16 protein-coding genes and 1 riboswitch are annotated in these 17,439 nt (G+C 71.7%); of the genes, 7 read left to right on the forward strand and 9 right to left on the reverse strand.

Features of this window, described 5'->3' with window-relative positions; all coding sequences use genetic code 11:
- Positions 1 to 11 precede the first annotated feature (11 nt).
- From BKA14_RS28085 to BKA14_RS28095, 3 genes are all read left to right on the forward strand, one after another.
- A complete protein-coding gene (locus tag BKA14_RS28085; RefSeq protein ID WP_184953817.1) occupies positions 12 to 1,145 on the forward strand; it encodes a 3-deoxy-7-phosphoheptulonate synthase in 1,134 nt (377 codons plus the stop codon).
- 83 nt (positions 1,146 to 1,228) lie between these two features.
- Positions 1,229 to 3,391 carry an ArnT family glycosyltransferase gene (locus BKA14_RS28090; RefSeq protein WP_184953818.1) on the forward strand — a complete coding sequence of 721 codons (2,163 nt, stop codon included), beginning with the start codon at positions 1,229 to 1,231 and terminating at the stop codon, positions 3,389 to 3,391.
- A gap of 131 nt (positions 3,392 to 3,522) precedes the next feature.
- A complete protein-coding gene (locus tag BKA14_RS28095; RefSeq protein WP_184953819.1) occupies positions 3,523 to 4,761 on the forward strand; it encodes a bifunctional glycosyltransferase family 2/GtrA family protein in 1,239 nt (412 codons plus the stop codon).
- A gap of 371 nt (positions 4,762 to 5,132) precedes the next feature.
- Here the strand turns inward: BKA14_RS28095 and BKA14_RS28100 are convergent, their stop codons facing one another.
- From BKA14_RS28100 to BKA14_RS28110, 3 genes are all read right to left on the reverse strand, one after another.
- The gene (locus BKA14_RS28100; protein ID WP_308441605.1) at positions 5,133 to 5,480 is read right to left on the reverse strand and encodes a DUF3040 domain-containing protein; all 348 of its coding nucleotides are present in this window, start codon (positions 5,478 to 5,480) and stop codon (positions 5,133 to 5,135) included.
- Between the two features lie 172 nt (positions 5,481 to 5,652).
- Positions 5,653 to 6,720: a DNA glycosylase AlkZ-like family protein gene (locus tag BKA14_RS28105; RefSeq protein WP_184953821.1), complete on the reverse strand. Its 1,068-nt coding sequence runs from the start codon at positions 6,718 to 6,720 to the stop codon at positions 5,653 to 5,655.
- Between the two features lie 43 nt (positions 6,721 to 6,763).
- Positions 6,764 to 7,372: a GNAT family N-acetyltransferase gene (locus BKA14_RS28110; protein WP_184953822.1), complete on the reverse strand. Its 609-nt coding sequence runs from the start codon at positions 7,370 to 7,372 to the stop codon at positions 6,764 to 6,766.
- A gap of 202 nt (positions 7,373 to 7,574) precedes the next feature.
- On the opposite strand from BKA14_RS28110, the gene BKA14_RS28115 reads away from it, so the two are divergent.
- Positions 7,575 to 8,210, forward strand: coding sequence for a TetR/AcrR family transcriptional regulator (locus BKA14_RS28115; RefSeq protein WP_239093335.1), 636 nt, complete (start codon positions 7,575 to 7,577; stop codon positions 8,208 to 8,210).
- Positions 8,211 to 8,340: 130 nt separating this feature from the next.
- Here BKA14_RS28115 and BKA14_RS28120 read toward each other — a convergent pair whose 3' ends face one another.
- Positions 8,341 to 9,579: a saccharopine dehydrogenase family protein gene (locus BKA14_RS28120; RefSeq protein ID WP_184953823.1), complete on the reverse strand. Its 1,239-nt coding sequence runs from the start codon at positions 9,577 to 9,579 to the stop codon at positions 8,341 to 8,343.
- 168 nt (positions 9,580 to 9,747) lie between these two features.
- Positions 9,748 to 9,891, forward strand: a riboswitch (cyclic di-AMP (ydaO/yuaA leader).
- 1 nt (position 9,892) lies between these two features.
- On the opposite strand from BKA14_RS28120, the gene BKA14_RS45235 reads away from it, so the two are divergent.
- Positions 9,893 to 10,564: a LysM peptidoglycan-binding domain-containing protein gene (locus BKA14_RS45235; protein WP_184953824.1), complete on the forward strand. Its 672-nt coding sequence runs from the start codon at positions 9,893 to 9,895 to the stop codon at positions 10,562 to 10,564.
- Between the two features lie 15 nt (positions 10,565 to 10,579).
- On the opposite strand, the gene BKA14_RS28130 is transcribed toward BKA14_RS45235, so the two are convergent.
- The gene (locus tag BKA14_RS28130) at positions 10,580 to 10,942 is read right to left on the reverse strand and encodes a YybH family protein (protein ID WP_184953825.1); all 363 of its coding nucleotides are present in this window, start codon (positions 10,940 to 10,942) and stop codon (positions 10,580 to 10,582) included.
- Positions 10,943 to 11,012: 70 nt separating this feature from the next.
- On the opposite strand from BKA14_RS28130, the gene BKA14_RS28135 reads away from it, so the two are divergent.
- Positions 11,013 to 11,912, forward strand: a complete 900-nt coding sequence (locus BKA14_RS28135; protein WP_184953826.1) for a LysR family transcriptional regulator — start codon at positions 11,013 to 11,015, stop codon at positions 11,910 to 11,912.
- Here BKA14_RS28135 and BKA14_RS28140 read toward each other — a convergent pair.
- The 3 genes from BKA14_RS28140 to BKA14_RS28150 are packed head-to-tail and all read right to left on the reverse strand — an operon-like array spanning position 11,909 to position 14,735.
- A complete protein-coding gene (locus tag BKA14_RS28140; RefSeq protein ID WP_184953827.1) occupies positions 11,909 to 13,102 on the reverse strand; it encodes an NAD(P)/FAD-dependent oxidoreductase in 1,194 nt (397 codons plus the stop codon). The two genes, BKA14_RS28135 and BKA14_RS28140, sit on opposite strands and share 4 nt — an antisense overlap.
- A 4-nt stretch (positions 13,103 to 13,106) precedes the next feature.
- Positions 13,107 to 14,111 carry a zinc-dependent alcohol dehydrogenase gene (locus BKA14_RS28145; RefSeq protein WP_184953828.1) on the reverse strand — a complete coding sequence of 335 codons (1,005 nt, stop codon included), beginning with the start codon at positions 14,109 to 14,111 and terminating at the stop codon, positions 13,107 to 13,109.
- Positions 14,112 to 14,165: 54 nt separating this feature from the next.
- A complete protein-coding gene (locus BKA14_RS28150; protein WP_184953829.1) occupies positions 14,166 to 14,735 on the reverse strand; it encodes a TetR/AcrR family transcriptional regulator in 570 nt (189 codons plus the stop codon).
- Positions 14,736 to 14,868: 133 nt separating this feature from the next.
- Between BKA14_RS28150 and BKA14_RS28155 the strand changes: the two genes are divergently transcribed.
- On the forward strand, positions 14,869 to 15,405 hold the full coding sequence (locus BKA14_RS28155; RefSeq protein ID WP_184953830.1) for a class I SAM-dependent methyltransferase: 537 nt from the start codon (positions 14,869 to 14,871) through the stop codon (positions 15,403 to 15,405).
- A gap of 831 nt (positions 15,406 to 16,236) precedes the next feature.
- On the opposite strand, the gene BKA14_RS28160 is transcribed toward BKA14_RS28155, so the two are convergent.
- The gene (locus tag BKA14_RS28160) at positions 16,237 to 17,424 is read right to left on the reverse strand and encodes an MFS transporter (protein WP_184953831.1); all 1,188 of its coding nucleotides are present in this window, start codon (positions 17,422 to 17,424) and stop codon (positions 16,237 to 16,239) included.
- Between the last annotated feature and the right edge of the window lie 15 nt (positions 17,425 to 17,439).

Genomic DNA, 17,439 nt, shown 5'->3' on the forward strand with positions numbered 1-17,439 from the left:
GCAGCGACACGATGTCGCTGCCTTTTTGTTTGCCGGCTCTCAGGGTGGGGGCCGGCGCAGAAGTGGAGAACACCGTGACTGCCCCCGAGGTTCAGCGCGTTCGTGACCAGCGCATCGAGGCCGTCGTCCCGCTGATGAGCCCCGCGCTGCTGCACCACGAGCTGCCGCTGACGAGCGAGTTGCACGACACCGTGCTGGAGGGCCGCCGCCAGGTCGAGGACGTGCTCAACCGCCGAGATCCGCGGCTGCTCGTCGTCGTCGGCCCGTGCTCCGTGCACGACCCCGCCGCCGCCGGCGAGTACGCCTCGCTGCTGTCCGGCGCGGCCGAGCGCTTCGCCGACGACCTGCTGATCGTGATGCGGGTCTACTTCGAGAAGCCGCGCTCCACCGTCGGCTGGAAGGGCCTGATCAACGATCCGGCGCTGGACGGCACGGGCGACGTCGGCACCGGACTGCGGATCGCCCGGCGGCTGCTGCTCGAGATCGTCGGCCGGGGGCTGCCGACCGCCGTCGAGTTCCTCGACCCGATCACCCCGCAATACATCGCGGACACGGTGAGCTGGGGCGCGATCGGTGCCCGGACGGTGGAGTCGCAGGTGCACCGGCAGCTCTCGTCGGGCCTGTCGATGCCGATCGGGATGAAGAACCGCCCCGACGGCAGCATCTCCACCGCGATCGACGCGATCCACGCCGCCGCCGTGCCGCACGTCTTCCCCGGCATCGACTACTCCGGCACCCCGGCGATCCTGCACACCACCGGCAACCCGGACACCCACCTCGTGCTGCGCGGCGGCGGAGGCAAGCCCAACTACAGCGCCGCCGACGTGGCCCACGCGCTGGACCTGCTGCGCACGGCCGGCCTGCCGGAGCGCCTGGTGATCGACTGCTCGCACGGCAACAGCGGCAAGGACCACCTGCGCCAGCCCGTGGTCGCCGACGACGTGGCGCAGCAGATGGAGGCCGGTCAGCGCGGCATCAGCGGCGTCATGCTGGAGAGCTTCCTCGTGCCCGGCCGGCAGGACCTGGGCGGGCCGCTGACGTACGGCCAGTCGGTGACCGACGCGTGCATGGGCTGGGAGCCGACCGTCGAGGTGCTGGAGCGCCTGGCCACCGCCTCGGCCAAGCGGCGCGCGACTCACAGCTAGAGCACAGGCTTGGCATAACGGCGGGACAGGGCGGGCGCCGAATCTGGTCGAGGTAAATATCCGCTTTTCTGTGGAGAGCCTCGATGACCACGACGTTGCCCGTCCCGCCGCCGGTGGCGCAGGATGTACCTCCCCGTGCCCCCGCGCCCACCCCGGCCTGGGTGCGTCCGGCCCTGATCGCGCTGCTGGTGGCCACCGGTGTGCTCTACCTCTGGGGGCTCGGCAGAAACGGCTGGGCCAACGCGTTCTACTCGGCCGCCGTGCAGGCCGGCTCGGAGAGCTGGAAGGCGTTCTTCTTCGGCTCCTCCGACGCGGCCAACTCGATCACCGTCGACAAGACGCCCGCCTCGCTGTGGGTGATGGCCCTGTCGGCCCGCATCTTCGGCGTCAACGCCTGGAGCATCCTCGTGCCGCAGGCACTGATGGGCGTGGCCAGCGTCGGGCTGCTCTTCGCCACCGTACGGCGTTGGTACGGCCCGGCCGCCGGCCTGCTCGCGGGCGCGGTGCTGGCGCTCACGCCGATCGCGGTGCTGATGTTCCGGTTCAACAACCCGGACGCGTTGCTCGTGCTGCTCATGGTGGCCGGGGCCTATGCGACCGTACGGGCCGTCGAGAACGGTTCCACCAAGTGGATCGTGCTGGCCGGCGTCTTCGTCGGGTTCGGTTTCCTGGCCAAGATGCTGCAGGCCCTGCTCGTGGTGCCCGCGTTCGCGCTGGCCTACCTGATCGCCGGGCCGCCCAAGCTGGGCAAGCGGATCGGGCAGCTGCTGCTCTCGGGCCTGGCCGTGGTGGTCTCGGCCGGCTGGTACATCGCGATCGTCGAACTGGTGCCGGCCTCGATGCGGCCCTACATCGGCGGCTCGCAGAACAACAGCATCCTCGAACTCACCCTCGGCTACAACGGCCTGGGCCGGCTCAACGGCGACGAGACCGGCAGCGTCGGCGGTGGGGGCGGCGGCTTCGGCGGCGGGGGCATGTGGGGCTCGACCGGCCTGACCCGTATGTTCGACAGTGAGCAAGGCGGTCAGATCTCGTGGCTGCTCCCGGCGGCGCTGATCGTGCTGGTGGCGGGTCTGGTGATCACGGCCCGGCGGGCGCGCACCGACCGGCAGCGGGCCGGGCTGATCCTTTGGGGCGGCTGGCTGCTGATCACCGGGCTGGTCTTCAGCTTCATGCAGGGCATCTTCCACGCGTACTACACGGTGGCGCTGGCCCCGGCGGTCGGCGCGGTGGTCGGCATGGGCGTGGCCCTGCTCTGGGCGCGGCGCCGCACCGTGGTGGCCGCCGTGACGCTCGCGGCGACCGTGGCCATCACGGCCTGGTGGTCCTACCACCTGCTCGGGCTCAGCCCCGACTTCCTGCCCTGGCTGCGCTGGGTCGTGCTGATCGGCGGTCTGACGGGCGCGGTGGCGCTGCTCGGGGCGCTGCGGCTGCCGGCTCGGGTCGCGGCGCTGGCGGCGGGGGTCTCGCTGGCCGCGGTGCTGGCCGGACCGGCGGCGTACGCGGTGCAGACCGCCTCCGAGGCGCACACCGGCTCGATTCCCTCGGCCGGGCCGGCCACCACGGGCGGGTTCGGCGGCGGGCCCGGGCGCGGCGGCTTCCGCGGTGGCGGCGGGCGTAGCAACGGTGGCTTCCCCGGCGGTGGGCAGGGCTTCCCGGGCGGTGGGCAGGGCTTCCCGGGCGGTGGGCAGGGCTTCCCGGGCGGTGGCCAGGGCTTCCCCGGCGGCACCGGCCAGAACGGCGGCGCCCCGGGCGGCACCTCGCAAGGCGGGCCCCAGGGCGGCACCTCGCCGGGTGGGACGTCTCAGGGCGGCGGCTTCCCCGGCGGCAACGGCGGCGGCGGGATGCGTGGCGGCGGCATGGGCGGCCTGCTCGACGCGGCCACGGTCAGCGACGAGATGAAGGCTCTGCTCGAGGCGAACGCCGACCAGTACACCTGGGTCGCGGCCGCGGTCGGCTCCCAGAGCGCGTCGGGCTACCAGCTGGCGACCGGCGACCCGGTGATGGCGGTCGGCGGCTTCAACGGCAGCGACCCGTCCCCCACGCTGGCCCAGTTCCAGCAGTACGTGGCCGAGGGCAAGATCCACTACTTCATCGGCGGGGGTGGCTTCGGCGGCCGCAGTTCGGGTGGCAGCAGCGCCAGCTCGGAGATCGCGTCCTGGATCTCGGAGAACTTCACGGCCCAGACCGTCGGCAACACCACTGTCTACGACCTGAGCCAGTCCGCCGGCGGCACCACCGCCTGATCACATCGCTTCCTCTGACGGCCGGTTTCCCGTACGGGGAACCGGCCGTTTGCTTTGCCCTCGGACAGGCTCACAGTGGGCGCACAGGCCGGCCACAAAACGCGCTTAGCCACGGCGATCATCGTGGTGTCATGAACACGACGCAGCCCTCGCCCACAGCGGCCGCGACCCGTTTCGACGCCCCGGTGCTCGACGTGGTCGTCCCGGTCTACAACGAGGAGATCGACCTCGAGCCGTGCGTGCGACGGCTGCACGGCTACCTCGCGGCACACTTCCCGTACCGATTCCGCATCACGATCGCCGACAACGCGAGCACCGACTCGACGGCGTCAGTGGCCGGCCGGCTGGCCGGTGAACTGACCGAGGTCGAGTGGGTGCACCTGCCGGAGAAGGGCCGCGGCCGCGCGCTGAAACACGTGTGGACACATTCCGACGCAGCGGTCATGGCCTACATGGACGTGGACCTGTCGACCGATCTGGGTGCGCTGCTGCCGCTGGTCGCCCCGCTGATCAGCGGCCACTCCGACCTGGCGATCGGCTCCCGGCTGGCCCGCGGTTCCCGGGTGGTGCGCGGCGCCAAGCGGGAGTTCATCTCGCGCAGCTACAACCTGATCCTGCGCGGCACCCTGTCCGCCCGTTTCTCCGACGCGCAGTGCGGCTTCAAGGCGATCCGTTCCGACGTCGCCGCACAGCTGCTGCCGATGGTCGAAGACACCGGCTGGTTCTTCGACACCGAGATGCTGGTGCTGGCCGAACGGGCCGGCCTGCGCATCCACGAAGTGCCGGTCGACTGGATCGACGACCCCGACAGCCGGGTCGACATCGTCTCGACAGCGATGGCCGACCTGCGCGGGATCGCCCGCCTGCTACGGGCCTTCGGCGCGGGCCGCCTCCCCCTGGCCACACTGCGCGAACAACTCGGCCGCAACCCGCTGCCGGTCACCGGGGTGCCGGCCGGCCTGACCGGTCAGCTCATCCGCTTCGCCGCCATCGGGGCGGCCAGCACACTGGCCTACCTGGCCCTGTACGCCCTGCTGCGCCTGGGCCTGAACCCGCAACCCGCCAACCTGCTGGCCCTGCTGGCCACGGCCATCGCCAACACGGCAGCCAACCGCCGCCTGACCTTCAACGTACGAGGAACCGACGGCGCGTGGCGGCACCAGGCCCAAGGCCTGCTCGTCTTCGCCGTGGGCCTGGGCCTGACCAGCGGCGCCCTGGCCCTGCTGGACGCCCTGCACACCGCCCCGGCCAAACCGGTCGAACTGGCCGTCCTGATCGTGGCCAACCTGCTGGCCACCGCGGTCCGCTTCCTGATGCTCCGGCTCTGGGTCTTCCGCTCCCGCCGAGCCACGGCCCACGCCACGACGTAGCCCCGCGCCACCTTTTGCGACCGCCGTCCAGTCCGCGAACGCCGCCTCACCTTTGCACCCAACCAACCCGAACACACCCCGCTCGCTCCTCAAGACACTCCTTCTCGCGTCCCTGCAGAGCCTTCTTCGCGGACCTCCTGAACGACTTTCGGCATATGTCCACATGGGGAGGCGAGACGGCTCGCCCCTGATCCACACAAAGCCGGCCGCCCGCAGCAAACATGTCGCCGGCCGGCCGAGGGCGCGGCGCGGACGTAACCAGCCAGTCAGTAATAAGCCCGGTCGTGGCTCAACACGGTCGCAGCACGACGTCGGCGCGGTCGTGTCCGGTCCGGGCGCGGCTTGACGTCGGTGGTGTGGGCGAAGCGGGGTCAGTGCTCCGGTGGGAGTTGGTCGGGGGTGATGCGACGGGGGCGGCCCGGTGGGCGGCGGAGCAGGGCCGCGGCGATCACCAAGATGGCGCAGAAGGCGGCGGCCGCGGCGGCGATCCACCAGCCGAGGACGCCGAGGATGACGGCGGCGGTCCAGATGACCACTGCGGTCAAAATCAGCGACAAAGACGGGCGTTTGGGGCGGGGTGGTTCGAGGCGGCCGCTGGTCATGCGGGCGCAGAATTCTGGGTCATCACGCCTCAGCTGACGCTCCAACTGCGCCAGACGTCGGCTGTCTTCCCTGCTCAACATGTCGCCACCTCCGGTCGGGTCGCGGCCACGCCCCATCGAACGGCACGCACTCCGATCAATGCCATTGTTACTCACGTGTTGCCTTTCGGATACCTCCAGAATTCTCCGCGGCCCTCCGGCCGGGACCGGGAGCACTCCGACCAGCCCGAACGCCCGCAAATCGCTCCCCACGGGTGGGCCGCCGGCCACGGGTGAAGCCCGGCGGTGATCACTCGAAGGCGACCCTGGCCTCGGGCACCTCGCGAGCCCGCGCGACCTCGAACGACTCCTTCTCCACCTGTTTGCGGCGGGCGGGCGGCACTGTGTCGAACGTCGTCACGGTCAGGTCGACCCGCTTGCCCGACATCTTCGCGCGCCACACCCCGGCCACCTCGCCGTCGATCAGGAGGGCGCCCGGGTTGCCCAGGGTTCGCCACACTTCCTTCTGCCGCTCGCGGTCGGGCACCAGCACGTCACGGTCGCGGGCCTGCAGCAGGGGATCCATCGGCGGGACGAAGCGGACACCATCGCGGCTCGCGGCCGACTTCAGCTCGTCGATCGCCTCGACGGGCAGCCACGCCTTGCGACCCTCCACGGTGACCGGTGTCAGCCGATCCCCGGGCCACACGGATTTCATCTCGGCCGTCGAACTGCCCAGATATTTGCCCACCTCGAGCGGACCGGCCGGACCCAGCAACCGCAGATACGTCAGGATCAGCTCGGCGATTCCCGCATTTCCGGCTGGGATCGGCGGCGCCTCGGGCAGCGGGCCGAGCATCGCGTCGCGGCCGCGCGACAGCACCTCGACCCCGCCCGCGAGCCCGGAATGCTGCCAGACGTTGCCCGCGATGTGCCGGGCCTGGCAACTGCGGCAGTCATAGGTCAGGGCCGCGGGCACCCGCTTGCTGACCTCGGTGCTCACTTCGCCGCGCGGCATCGGCTCGTGCACCACCTCGCGGAACGCCGCCGCGGTGGCCCGGAAGGCCTCGATGCCGAGCTTCCCGCCGTCGGGGATCTGACCACTCTTGATGCGGGCCGACGCGTCGGCGTCACTGATCGGCCACAACTGTTTGACCAGCGCCGCCAGGTCGGCCCGGCGATGCAGGTGGGGCGCCCCGCGCGTGGCCCAGACGGTGATCAGCCGAGGGTCGGCGAGGGCGGCGCCGGTGCGGGCGGCCAGCGCGACCTGGGCCGAGCCGGGCGTGTACTCCTGCACGCCGAGAGCGAGAACGGGCAGGTCGGCGGGCCGGACCGAACCGCGCTCGGCCAACCCCAGCGCGGCGACTCGATAGGCCATTGCTCGGGCACGGTCGACGTTGACCACGGCACCCCCAGGAATCTCAGGTGCGACGACGGTACCGCCGGGAGGCGACATTTCTCAGCCGGTCGCGACGGGTGTCGGGCTGCCGTTCCACCAGCTCCCACGTGTCGAGGCGGCTGGAACCGTGCGGGCCTTCCTGCAGGATCGGCGGCTCACCGGTGAGCCGGTAACCGCAATGCCGGGCCACAGCCGTGCTGCCGACGTTACCGGGATCGATGCGCAGCAGGAGGCGGCTCAGGTGCAGACTGCCCTGCGCGTACGAGGAAAGCAGGGACAGGGCGCCCGACGCGAGCCCACGCCGGCGCTCCCCCGCGTCGACCAGATAGCCCAGCTCGGCCTCCTTCAGCCCGAGGTCGACCCCGAACAGCGTGACCTCACCGAGCGGGCGCGAACCATCGGTGGTGATCGCGAGCTGGATCCGCCGGCCGCCGACGCGATTCTGATAACAGCGCTTCAGGTACGCGATGCCGGCCTCGACGTCGAACGGCGACGGCATCGGTGACCAGCGGGCGATCTCGGGCTCGTCGAGCATGCGGACCAGGTCGTCGAGGTCGTCGGCGCGCCATTCGCGCAGGATGATGCCGTCCCCCGTCAGTGTGAGCGGATAGGGCAGACGGCTGGCGGCCATGATTGAATCCTGCCCTTAAGGACCGGTTGCGGCCAGTAGCGCAGGATATGAAGCCCATGAGTGATTGGTCATGCCGTCACCGTCGGATAGCCGCTATCGCTCGCAGCGCGTTCGCGGGATGATGCACGGATCTTGAGGGCTCCTCTGCCCAATGTGGAGGGTTACCGGGTGCGTTGATCGGTGAAGTCGTAACGTTGACCCCGTGGAGGAACAGACCACGACGACCCGGCGCGGCGAAACGTACGCCGGCAGATCTCGCGAGCAGCGGTCCAACGAGCGGCGCGCGCGGATCATGGCGTCGGCGGTGCACCTGTTCGGGACGCGCGACTACGACGACGTCACCGTGGCCGACATCTGCGCCGGTGCAAAAGTGTCCAAACGGTACTTCTACGAGCATTTCGACGATCGTCCGGACCTGCTGCTCAAGGTGAACCGCGACCAGAACGAGTGGTTGCTGCGCGGCGTGGCCGCGGCGATCCCCGAGCGGCCGGCCACGCTGGAGGAGTTGTTCCGGCCGGCTCTGCACACGCTCGTCGACATGCTGAAGAGCAACCCGGAGAGCGCCCGCGTGATCTACGTGAACGCTCCCCGGATGGAGACGCGGCGACGCGGCGTGCTGCGCGAGGACGCCCAGTTCGTCGCGGCCGTGCTGCGGCGTGCCGGCGGCCGGCCCCAGGACCAGAGCGGCTACGACCGTACGCTCCTGGCCCTGGTGGCGGGCCTGAGTGAGGTGATCATCGACTGGATCTCGCACGACATGGTCGGCGACCCCGACCGCCTCGCCGACCACCTGACCGGCATCGCCCTGGCCCTCACCACCAGAGCAGCCGTCCTGTGAAATCGCCCGCATCCGGCGGCGCCATCGCCCAGCCGCCTGCTCCCGGCCGCGCCATCTGCCAGCCGGCCACATCCGGCGGCGCCATCCACCAGCCGGAACATCCCGGCGGCGCGAGCCGCGAAACCGGCCGTCACAGGCGACGAGCCGTGATCTCCACTCCGGCCGCCCGCAGGCGCGTCACCAAGGCGTCGCCCAGGCCCGTGGCCGGGGTCAGCACGCCGCCCGGCGAGGCCGGCAACGCGTCGCGATCGTGCACCAGGGCCAGCGCCGACTCGCCGAGCATGACCGCGGTCGCCGCGTACCCCGGGTCGCCCTTGGCCCGGAAACGGGCCGTGTAGCGGGCGCCGGTCGTCGTCGTGGTGAAGAAGTCCAAGGTGAAGTGGCCTTCCCGCTGCGCCCGCTCGCTCGGGCCATTGCCCGGTTTGGGCAGCAGGCGGTCCAGCACGAACCGGGTCGGCGGCAGCATCATGCCCGCCACCAGGGCGCCGAAGCCGACCTTGACCCCGTTTGCCACGAGCGGTGAAAGGGACGACGCCCCGACGCTGAGCAGCTCGCGATAGCGGAAGCGGCGTCCGTAGCGCCAGTTGAGCAGGGCGTTGCTGCGCCGGACGACGCGGGTGTTGTACGACGCCATGAAGAACGGCGCGAGCGTGCCGCGCAGCGTCGGATCCACGTCGGCGCCGCGCACGGTGGCGACGTCGCTCTGCCGGCCCAGGTCGGGCTCGCCGGCCCGGTCGGGGCTGAGCGAGTAGGGGCTCGCGGCCAGCCGGCGCAGGCCGCGATCGTTCTTGACCGCGTCGAGCTGCTGGCGCATCGAGTCGATCGTGCCGCCACTGACCCCGCCCCGCATGCTGGTCACGACCATCGTGGTGTCGGTGAGCTCCCCGGCGCCGTCGGCCGCGACCTGCTGCGCGAGGACGTGGACGCCCAGGTCGGAGGGGACCGAGTCGAAACCGCAGGAGTGCACGATCCGGGCGCCTGTGCGCGCGGCCGTCTCGTGGTTGGCGTCGATGCTCCGCCGGGCGAAGACCACCTCGCCGGTCAGGTCGACGTAGTCCGTGCCGGCTTCGGCGCACGCCCGGGCCAGCGCCTGGCCGAACTTCAGGTACGGCCCCACTGTCGTCACCACGACCCGGGTCGAGGCGGCGAGGCGGGCCAGTGCCTCGGTGTCGGCGGCGTCGGCCACGATGATCGGCCAGTCGACGCCCAGCTTGTCGCGGACGGTGGCCACGCGCGGCTCGGAGCGCCCGGCCAGGGCCAGAAGCGTGCCCTCCGGCGCGTGTTCGGCGAGGTAACGGGCGGTCACCGCGCCGACAAACCCGGAGGCGCCGTAGACGACGATATCGTGATCCCTGGCTCGATCGGTCATGGTTCTGGATTCTGCATCAGCGCTCCGCCAACCGCTCGTTCGGTTTAGTCTCAAGCCGTTTGTTCCTCTATCGATCCGGCTGGTGAGGGGTCTTTCACGGCCTCAGAGCCGGCCCTGTCCGCGCTGCGCGGACACCGCGGGCGGAACGCCGAGTCCTGCCGCCGCCCGACGGGACGAACCTCAACGGCATGGAGCGGGGGACCCACGTTCCTCGGCGCGTCCGCGCGCCTCGGGGTGAAGCCGCCACACCACGCGGCCGGGCACCTCAGCCCGAACCCGACAGCTGACCTCGCAGGCGTGGAGGGTTCATGTCATGGCACGAGTCTGTCCATCTGCCCGCGCCGCACTAGCCATCGCCACCGCGGGCGTCACCGGCATCACCTCTCTGATCGGGCCGATCGCCACCACGCCGGCCGCCGCCGCACCCGCGGCCACGGCCGAGGTCAACTGGGACGCCATCGCCGAATGCGAGTCGGGCGGCGACTGGAGCATCAACACGGGCAACGGCTATTACGGCGGCCTGCAGTTCAGCCGCAGCACCTGGCGCGCCTACGGCGGGTCACGGTTCGCTCGCACCGCCGACCAGGCCAGCCGGACCGAGCAGATCGCGATCGCCGAACGCGTGCGCGACGGCCAGGGCCTGGGGGCCTGGCCCACATGCGGCCGTCGAGCCTCGTCGACCAGGCAGTATCGAGCCGCCCAACTCGCCGAGGCCCGCGCTGACAGAGCAGCCGCGGCGGCAACGGCTCAAGCAACAACCACTGACGCACCGACTGCACAAGCCACCGCGACAGCCGGCTCGGTCACCCGCTCGACGCCTACCCGTGCGAAGAAACGCGTCTACATCGTGCGCGCCGGAGACACCTTGGCCGTGATCGCCCAGCGGACGAACTATCCCGGCGGCTGGCGCGCCCTGCACCGCCTCAACCGCGACGTGCTCAGCAGCCCGCACCGGATCTATCCCGGTCAGCCGCTCGCGCTGTGACAGACGCCGGTCGCCTCAGGCCGGGTTGACGAATTCCGGCTGGTCGAGGACACGCAACCATGTGCCGTCAGGCTGACGACGCACCACCTGGGCCCGGGCGCCGGCACCGTCGCTCGGCGGCGTCGACGTCAGGGCCAGGTCGCCGCTGATCAGCGTGGGCAACGGCTCCTCGGGCGTGAAGGACGGCATGTGCGGCAGAGCCTCCTCCCACAGCCGCTGGATCGCGGCCCGGCCGACGGTCTGGCGGCCGGGCGGATAGGCCATCACCGCGTCTTCCTCATAGAGCAGAGCCAGCCCTTCGGCGTCTTTGGCGTTGGCACGCTCAACGAAGAGGCGGGTCAGGTCTTCGGGACGGTTGGCCTTCTCGCGTTCGGTCATGCGTCCACCTTGCTCCGGCCGGGTCGACAAGTCCAACGCATAGTTCTTATGGGAACTAGCATTGGGAGTTATGGAACTGCGTCAGCTGGAGTACTTCGTAACCGTGGCCGAGGAGGCGAACTTCACCCGGGCCGCCGAACGCGTGCGCATCACCCAGTCCGGCGTGAGTTCGCAGGTCAAGGCGCTGGAGCACGAGATCGGAGCGCCGCTGTTCGACCGTTCGGGACGCACCGCCCGCCTCACCGAGACGGGTGCGGCCGCCCTCCCGTACGCGAAAGCAGCCCTGGAGGCCGCCGCCGGTCTGCGGCAGGCAGTGGACGAGGTGCGGGGGCTCGTGCGAGGACAGCTGACGGTCGGGATGGTGACCGGATGCGAGGTCAAGCCGCTGTTCGCCGCGCTGGCCGCCTTCAGCCGCGAGCATCCGGCGATCGAGCTCGACCTGATCGAGGACAACTCCGACCGGCTCGTCGCGGGTGTGCGGGTCAGCACGGTGGACGTGGCCCTGGTGGGCGTGGCCGGCGAACCTCCGCAACACCTGGAGTCGCAGGTGATTGTGCGCGAAGGTCTGGCCGCCATGGCGCCCGCCGACTCCGAAGTGGCCCGCCTCGACCGCATCCCGTTGACCGAGCTCGTCGCGCATCCGCTGGTCACTCTGCCCGCTGGCACCGGCGTCCGCACCGTGCTCGACGAATCGTGCCTGGCCGCGAGCCTGTTCCCCAATGTGGTGCTGGTCGCGTCGGCGCCGGGCGCAGTGGCCGAGCTGGCGTCGCGCGGCCTCGGCCTGGGCGTGCTCAGCGAGTCCATGGCGACCGCGTTTCCGCAGCTCAAAACCATTCCCATTGATCCCGTACGGATCCCCGCCCTGCTCACCCTGACCTGGCGCCCACGGGTCAGTCCCGCACTGGCTGCCCTGCTCCCGCACCTGCGCGAAGCGTTCGCCACCGGAGCAAGCCCTCTGACGAACCCCTAAGCGGCGAGGTCGGCCAGCTCGACGCCCGGATCGGCCAGCCGCTTCCGGTCGACCACGGCCCGCGAATGGATCAACTCCCCGATCCGGTCGGCCACATCCCAGATGTTGACGTTCATACCCGCCGCGACCCGGCCGTCGACCAGCCAGAACGCGATGAACTCGCGAGCGCCGAGATCACCGCGGACGACCACCTCCGCGCCGGGTGGGGCGAACCCCGTGTACTCCATGCCGAGGTCGTACTGGTCGGTAAAGAAATACGGCAGACGGTCGTACGCGACCGGCTGACCGAGCATCGCCCGGGCCGCGGCCTGTCCGGTGTGGATGGCGACGTCCCAGTGCTCGACCCGCACCCGCCGCCCGAGGAAGGCGTGGTCGACGTGCGCGATGTCGCCGGCCGCGAAGATGTCGGGATCGCTGGTGGCGAGGCTCGACGAGACGAGCACGCCGTCGTCGACCGCGAGACCGGCGTGGTCGGCCAGGGCGACGTTGGGGTTCACGCCGACGCCGGCGATCACCACGTCGGCCGGCAGACGGCGACCGTCGGCCAGCACCACTTCAGCCGGGGTGACCTCGATGACGCGAGTACCCAGCACGAGTTCGGTGCCGTGGGCCCGGTGCAGGTCGGCGAAGACCTGGGCCATCTCGTCGCCGAGCACCTTCTGCAGCGGCAGCGCGCCCGACCCCACGACGGTCACCTGCGCGCCACGGCTGCGGGCGGCCGCGGCAACCTCGAGACCGATCCACCCCGCGCCGACCACCACCACCCGGGTGGCGCTGGTGATGGCCGCCGAGATACGGAGCGAATCCTCGAGCGTACGGAGAAGGAGGGCCCTTTCTCCGCCCGGAACAGCCAGCGGGCGCGGGCTGGCGCCGGTGGCGAGCAAGAGTTTCCCGTACGGGATCTCGTCGCCCTCGGCCAGCCGCACCACCTCGGCGGCACGGTCGATCGCGGTGACAGTGGTGCCCAGCCGCAGGTCGACGGCCTTTTCGCCGTACCAATCCACCGAGTGCACGAAGACGCCGCCGGGCTCATCGGTGCCGAGCAGCAGACCCTTCGAGAGGGGCGGACGCTCGTACGGCCGGTCGGTCTCGGCGCCGATCAGGGTGATCGGGCCGGTGAAGCCCTCGTCCCGCAGCGTCTCCACCGCCTTGGCGGCAGCCAGGCCGCCGCCCACCACAACGTAGGTCATAGCCTCATCCTCGCGGGTCGATGTGAATCTTCGGTGCCGATCCGCTGCGCCGCCCGGCGAGCACCTCGGCCGCCTCCTCCAGCCCGACCGTCTCGGCCACCAGCGGTCGAGGATCAACGGCCCCCGAGGCGTACGTCTCGATGGTCTCACCGAGCCCGCCCGACGCGCTCAGAACACCGGCGACCGTGAGGTCCTTGAGCACGATCCGGCGGGTGTCCACGAGGGACGGCTCGCCGGCCAGACCGATGCCGACGACCCGCCCACCCGGCTCGACGCGGTCGACCGCGAACGCCGGCAGGTCCTGCGCGTTGGTGGCGTCGATGATCGCGTCGAACGGCACCGCGGGCAGGTCGGCCCGCGTCCACGCGTCGGTGAAGCCCAGCTCGCGGGCGAAGGCGAGCGACTCCGGGGTGGCGCCGAGCAGGTGCACGTTCGCGCCGCGGGCCCGGGCGAACATGGCGGCGAGCAGGCCGATCGTGCCCGGCCCCATGATCAGGATCGGCGCGCCCGGGCGCGGGCCGGCCGCCCGCACGGCGCGCAGGGCGTTGCCACCCGGCTCGACCAGGGCGCCCAGTGTGGGGTCGACGGCGTCGGGCAGCTCGAAGAGGGCCTTGGCCGGCACGGGCAGGCTCTCGGCCAGCGCGCCCGGCCAGCCGTGCCGGATCCCGATCTCGTAGCGGTCGGCGCACAGGTGCTGGCGGCCGTTGCGGCAGCGGGCGCAGTGACCGCAGCCGAGCATCGTGTCGCCGGTGACCCGCTTGCCCAGCCACGCCGGGTCGACCTCGGGGCCGACCGCCGAGACCACGCCGCTCCACTCGTGGCCGATGCGCACCGGGTACGTGGCGTCGCCACTGGCCAGGTAGGCCATGTCGCCGCTGAGGAACTCCATGTCGGTGCCGCAGACACCGGCCCGCTCGACGTCGACGACCACCTCACCGGGGCCGGCAACGGGCGGATCCACCTCGACGACCTCGGAGCGGCCGGGCCCGGTGATCACGAATGCGCGCATGCCGACAGTCTGCCGCCTGAAGCGATCACACGGCCGTGATGCCGCTGACAGCGCTCACGCAGCGGGGGTGCTGCCGGTAGCGCGTGTCATGCCGCCGCTCGTCAATTCACGGATCATGCCGGCCATCTCGACCGGGGCGTGCGGGAAGCCGGAACGCACCCACCAGCCGAGGATGCCGACAAGCGCGGCGGCGTGGTACTCGGCGACCACCTCGACGGGCAGCCGCAAGCCGTCGTGGGTGCAGAGGTGATCCCGCATCACCTCGACGATCATCTGGTGCAGGTGCGTGGTGCCGACCGCGCGATAAATCCGCGGGTGCCGGTACGCGTGCTCGAAGATCACGCTGAGCGGCCGGACCGGGTCGCCCGGCGTGCCACCCGGACGCCCGCCGTCGAGCCGGCGCATCTCCCGTTCCAGGTCGTCCCGCAGATCCTCGAAGCAGGACGCGAACAGCGCGTCCTTGTCGCGATAGTGCGCATAGAACGTCGACCGGCCGATGTCGGCCCGATCCAGGACGTCGCGCACCGTGACGCGGTCATAGCCGCGCTCGACGACGAGCTCGACGAGGGCCTCACGCAGAGCCGCCCGCGTCCGCCGGACCCGCCGGTCGTCCGATGTCGCCATCTCGCCTCCCGCTTTTCCGGGCACTTTCCGGATTGTGTGCGGAACGGAACGGAGTCGCGATTCCGCCCGTTGACCCCTCTCACGGTAACCGAACACGATGTTCGGAAACGTACTCGATATCCAGGAGCCGATCATGCAGACGTTCACGCACGCCGAGCAGTACGACCGGCACGCCCTCCGGCTGGGCGGCAAGCTCTACGACCGCGTGGTGGCCGACGCGCGCCAGGTGGGCCTGCCGGACAGCACGAGAGTTCTCGACGTGGGAACCGGACCGGGCCGGATCCCCCGCGCCCTGGCCGCAGCCGAACCCACCTGGACCATCGACGGCGTCGACCTGTCCCCCCAGATGATCGAATTCGCCCGGAGCCGGGACAGCCGGGCGACCTACACGGTCGGCGACGTGGCCGCGCTCCCCTACCCCGACGCGAGCTTCGACCTGATCGTCTCGTCGCTGAGCCAGCACCACTGGTCGCATGTGGACGCGGGGATCCGTGAACTGCGCCGGGTGTTACGGCCGGGTGGGCGGCTCTGGATCTACGACGTGCGCTGGAGCCTGGGCCGGGCCCGGCGGGCCGCCGAGCGTGAATTCGCCGAGGTACGGCGGGAGCCGGTCCGCCTGACCCGCTGGCCGATCCCCGTGATCGCCCGCCTGACCGCCCGGACCGGCTGAACCCACCCGGGCCGACCAGCCTCCCGCCGGCCAGGGGCGGCCGGCGCAACGCGGGGCGGCGGGGCAGCGTGGCGCGGCCACCGCAGAGCGATGCGGCAAACATGGGCAACCGGGATTGCGCGGGGCAGCGTGAGACCGGGCAGCGGACGTGACCAGCGCGGCCACCGTATGGCGGCGCGACAAACGCGGGCAACCGGGGCGGCGCGAGGCGGGGCAGCGCGAGGCGGGGCAGCGCGAGGCGGGGCAGCGCGAGGCGGGGCAGCGCGAGGCGGGGCAGCGCGAGGCGGGGCAGCGCGAGGCGGGGCAGCGCGAGGCGGGGCAGCGCGAGGCGGGGGCAGCGCGAGGCGGGGCGGGGCGGAGCAGCACGCGACCGGCAAGGCGGGCGGCGCGCCGCAGGGCGCGAGGCGACGGGCACGGCGCGGGAAGAGCACGCGGCGCAGGAAGAGAGGCTCAGGGCAGCGCGGCGCGCACGGGCGAGACGAGGCTCCGCGGCACGCACCAGCGCGGCGAGGCTGCGCGGAGCCGCGGAGCGCGAGGTGGCGAGCGCGGCTCAGGAAGCGCGAGCGATGTGGGCCGGACAGCGCGACGCGCAACGCCAGGCTGAGCGTGGCGGCACGCGATGGGCGAGGTGAGGCCGAGCGAGGCGGGCGGGCAGCGACGGGTAAGGCGAGGCAGCGCGGCACCGCCGAGGGCGCGGCGGGCGCGGGGCAGCCGAAGCCGAGGCGGCTCGGATGGGCGCTGATCAAGGCGGACAGAAAGGGCTCCGGGGCGGCAGTAAGGCGAATCCAGGCGGGTGAAAGGCGAAACGCGAGGTCGGGAAGGAGCGGGCGGTCAGGGGGCTGGTTGCGGGATCTGTGCGGAGCGGCGGGCGGTGGACAGGCGGGGTTCGGCCAGGACGACCAGCACGGCCGCCGCGGACAGGACGGCGCCGGCCAGGGCGGTTGATCGGGGGCCGCTGCCGGTGAGCAGGGCGCTGCCCAGCAGGGCGCCGGCTGTGATGCCGACGTTGAAGGCCGTGGACGTGCCCGCGGCGGCCATGTCGGTGCTGGCCGGGGCGACCTCCAGGACCCGGGTGCCGAGGATGGAGGCGATGCCGGAGAGGGCGAAACCGGCCACCGCGGTGGAGATGACGGCGGTCAGCTGGTCGGGGCCGAAGGCGAACTGGACGGCCAGCGTCACGGTCTGGACGGCAGTGCCGGCCAGCAGACTCTGCCAGCCCCAGCGGCCCACGACCAGGCCGGCGACGAGCACGCCGAGCAGGCCGGCCAGGCCGCGCAGGGCCAGGATCGGGCCGAGGGCGGCCGGGTCGAGGCCGCTGACCCTGGTCAGGAACGGGTCGACGTAGGTGAAGGCGGTGAAGGCCCCGCACACCGCGAGCGCACTGGCCACGACGAGCGTGCGGTAGCGGCCGGCGTCGGGCGCGGTGCCGCGGTCGGCGTCGCTTGCGCCGCGTGGGGTCTCGGGGAGCAGCGCCAGCACGACGATCAGGATGAGCACTCCGAGCGCGCCCAGGGCCAGGAACGGCAGCCGCCAGCCGGCCTGCTGACCCAGCCAGGTGCCCAGCGGCACGCCGACCAGCGGCGCGGCGGAGCTGCCGGCGAACACCACTGACAGCGCGCGGCCGCGCAGATGCTGTGGGAACAGACCGGCGGCGGCCGGGGTGACCACGGCCCAGAAGACGGACTGGCTCAGCGCGATCACGACCCGGGCCGCCAGCAGGAACGGATAGCTGGAGGCCAGCGCGGACAGGGCCGTGGCGACGGCGAAGACTGCCAGCAGCAGCACGAGCAGGCGGCGGCGGGGCCAGGCGGCGGTGAGCCGGACCAGCGGCACCGTGGCCACCACGACCACCAACCCGTACGCCGTGACGAGCAGGCCGACGGTGGATTCGCTGACGCCGAGGTCGCCCGCCATGGCCGCCAGCAGACCGATCGGCAGGGTCTCGACCGTCACGTACAGAAAGGCGCCGAGCGACAGCGCCGCCAGGGCGACCCAGGCCCGCGGACGACTCGATTCCATGTGGCCGACGCTATC

Source organism: Paractinoplanes abujensis, from assembly GCF_014204895.1.
In the GTDB taxonomy this organism is placed as follows: Bacteria; Actinomycetota; Actinomycetes; order Mycobacteriales; family Micromonosporaceae; genus Actinoplanes; species Actinoplanes abujensis.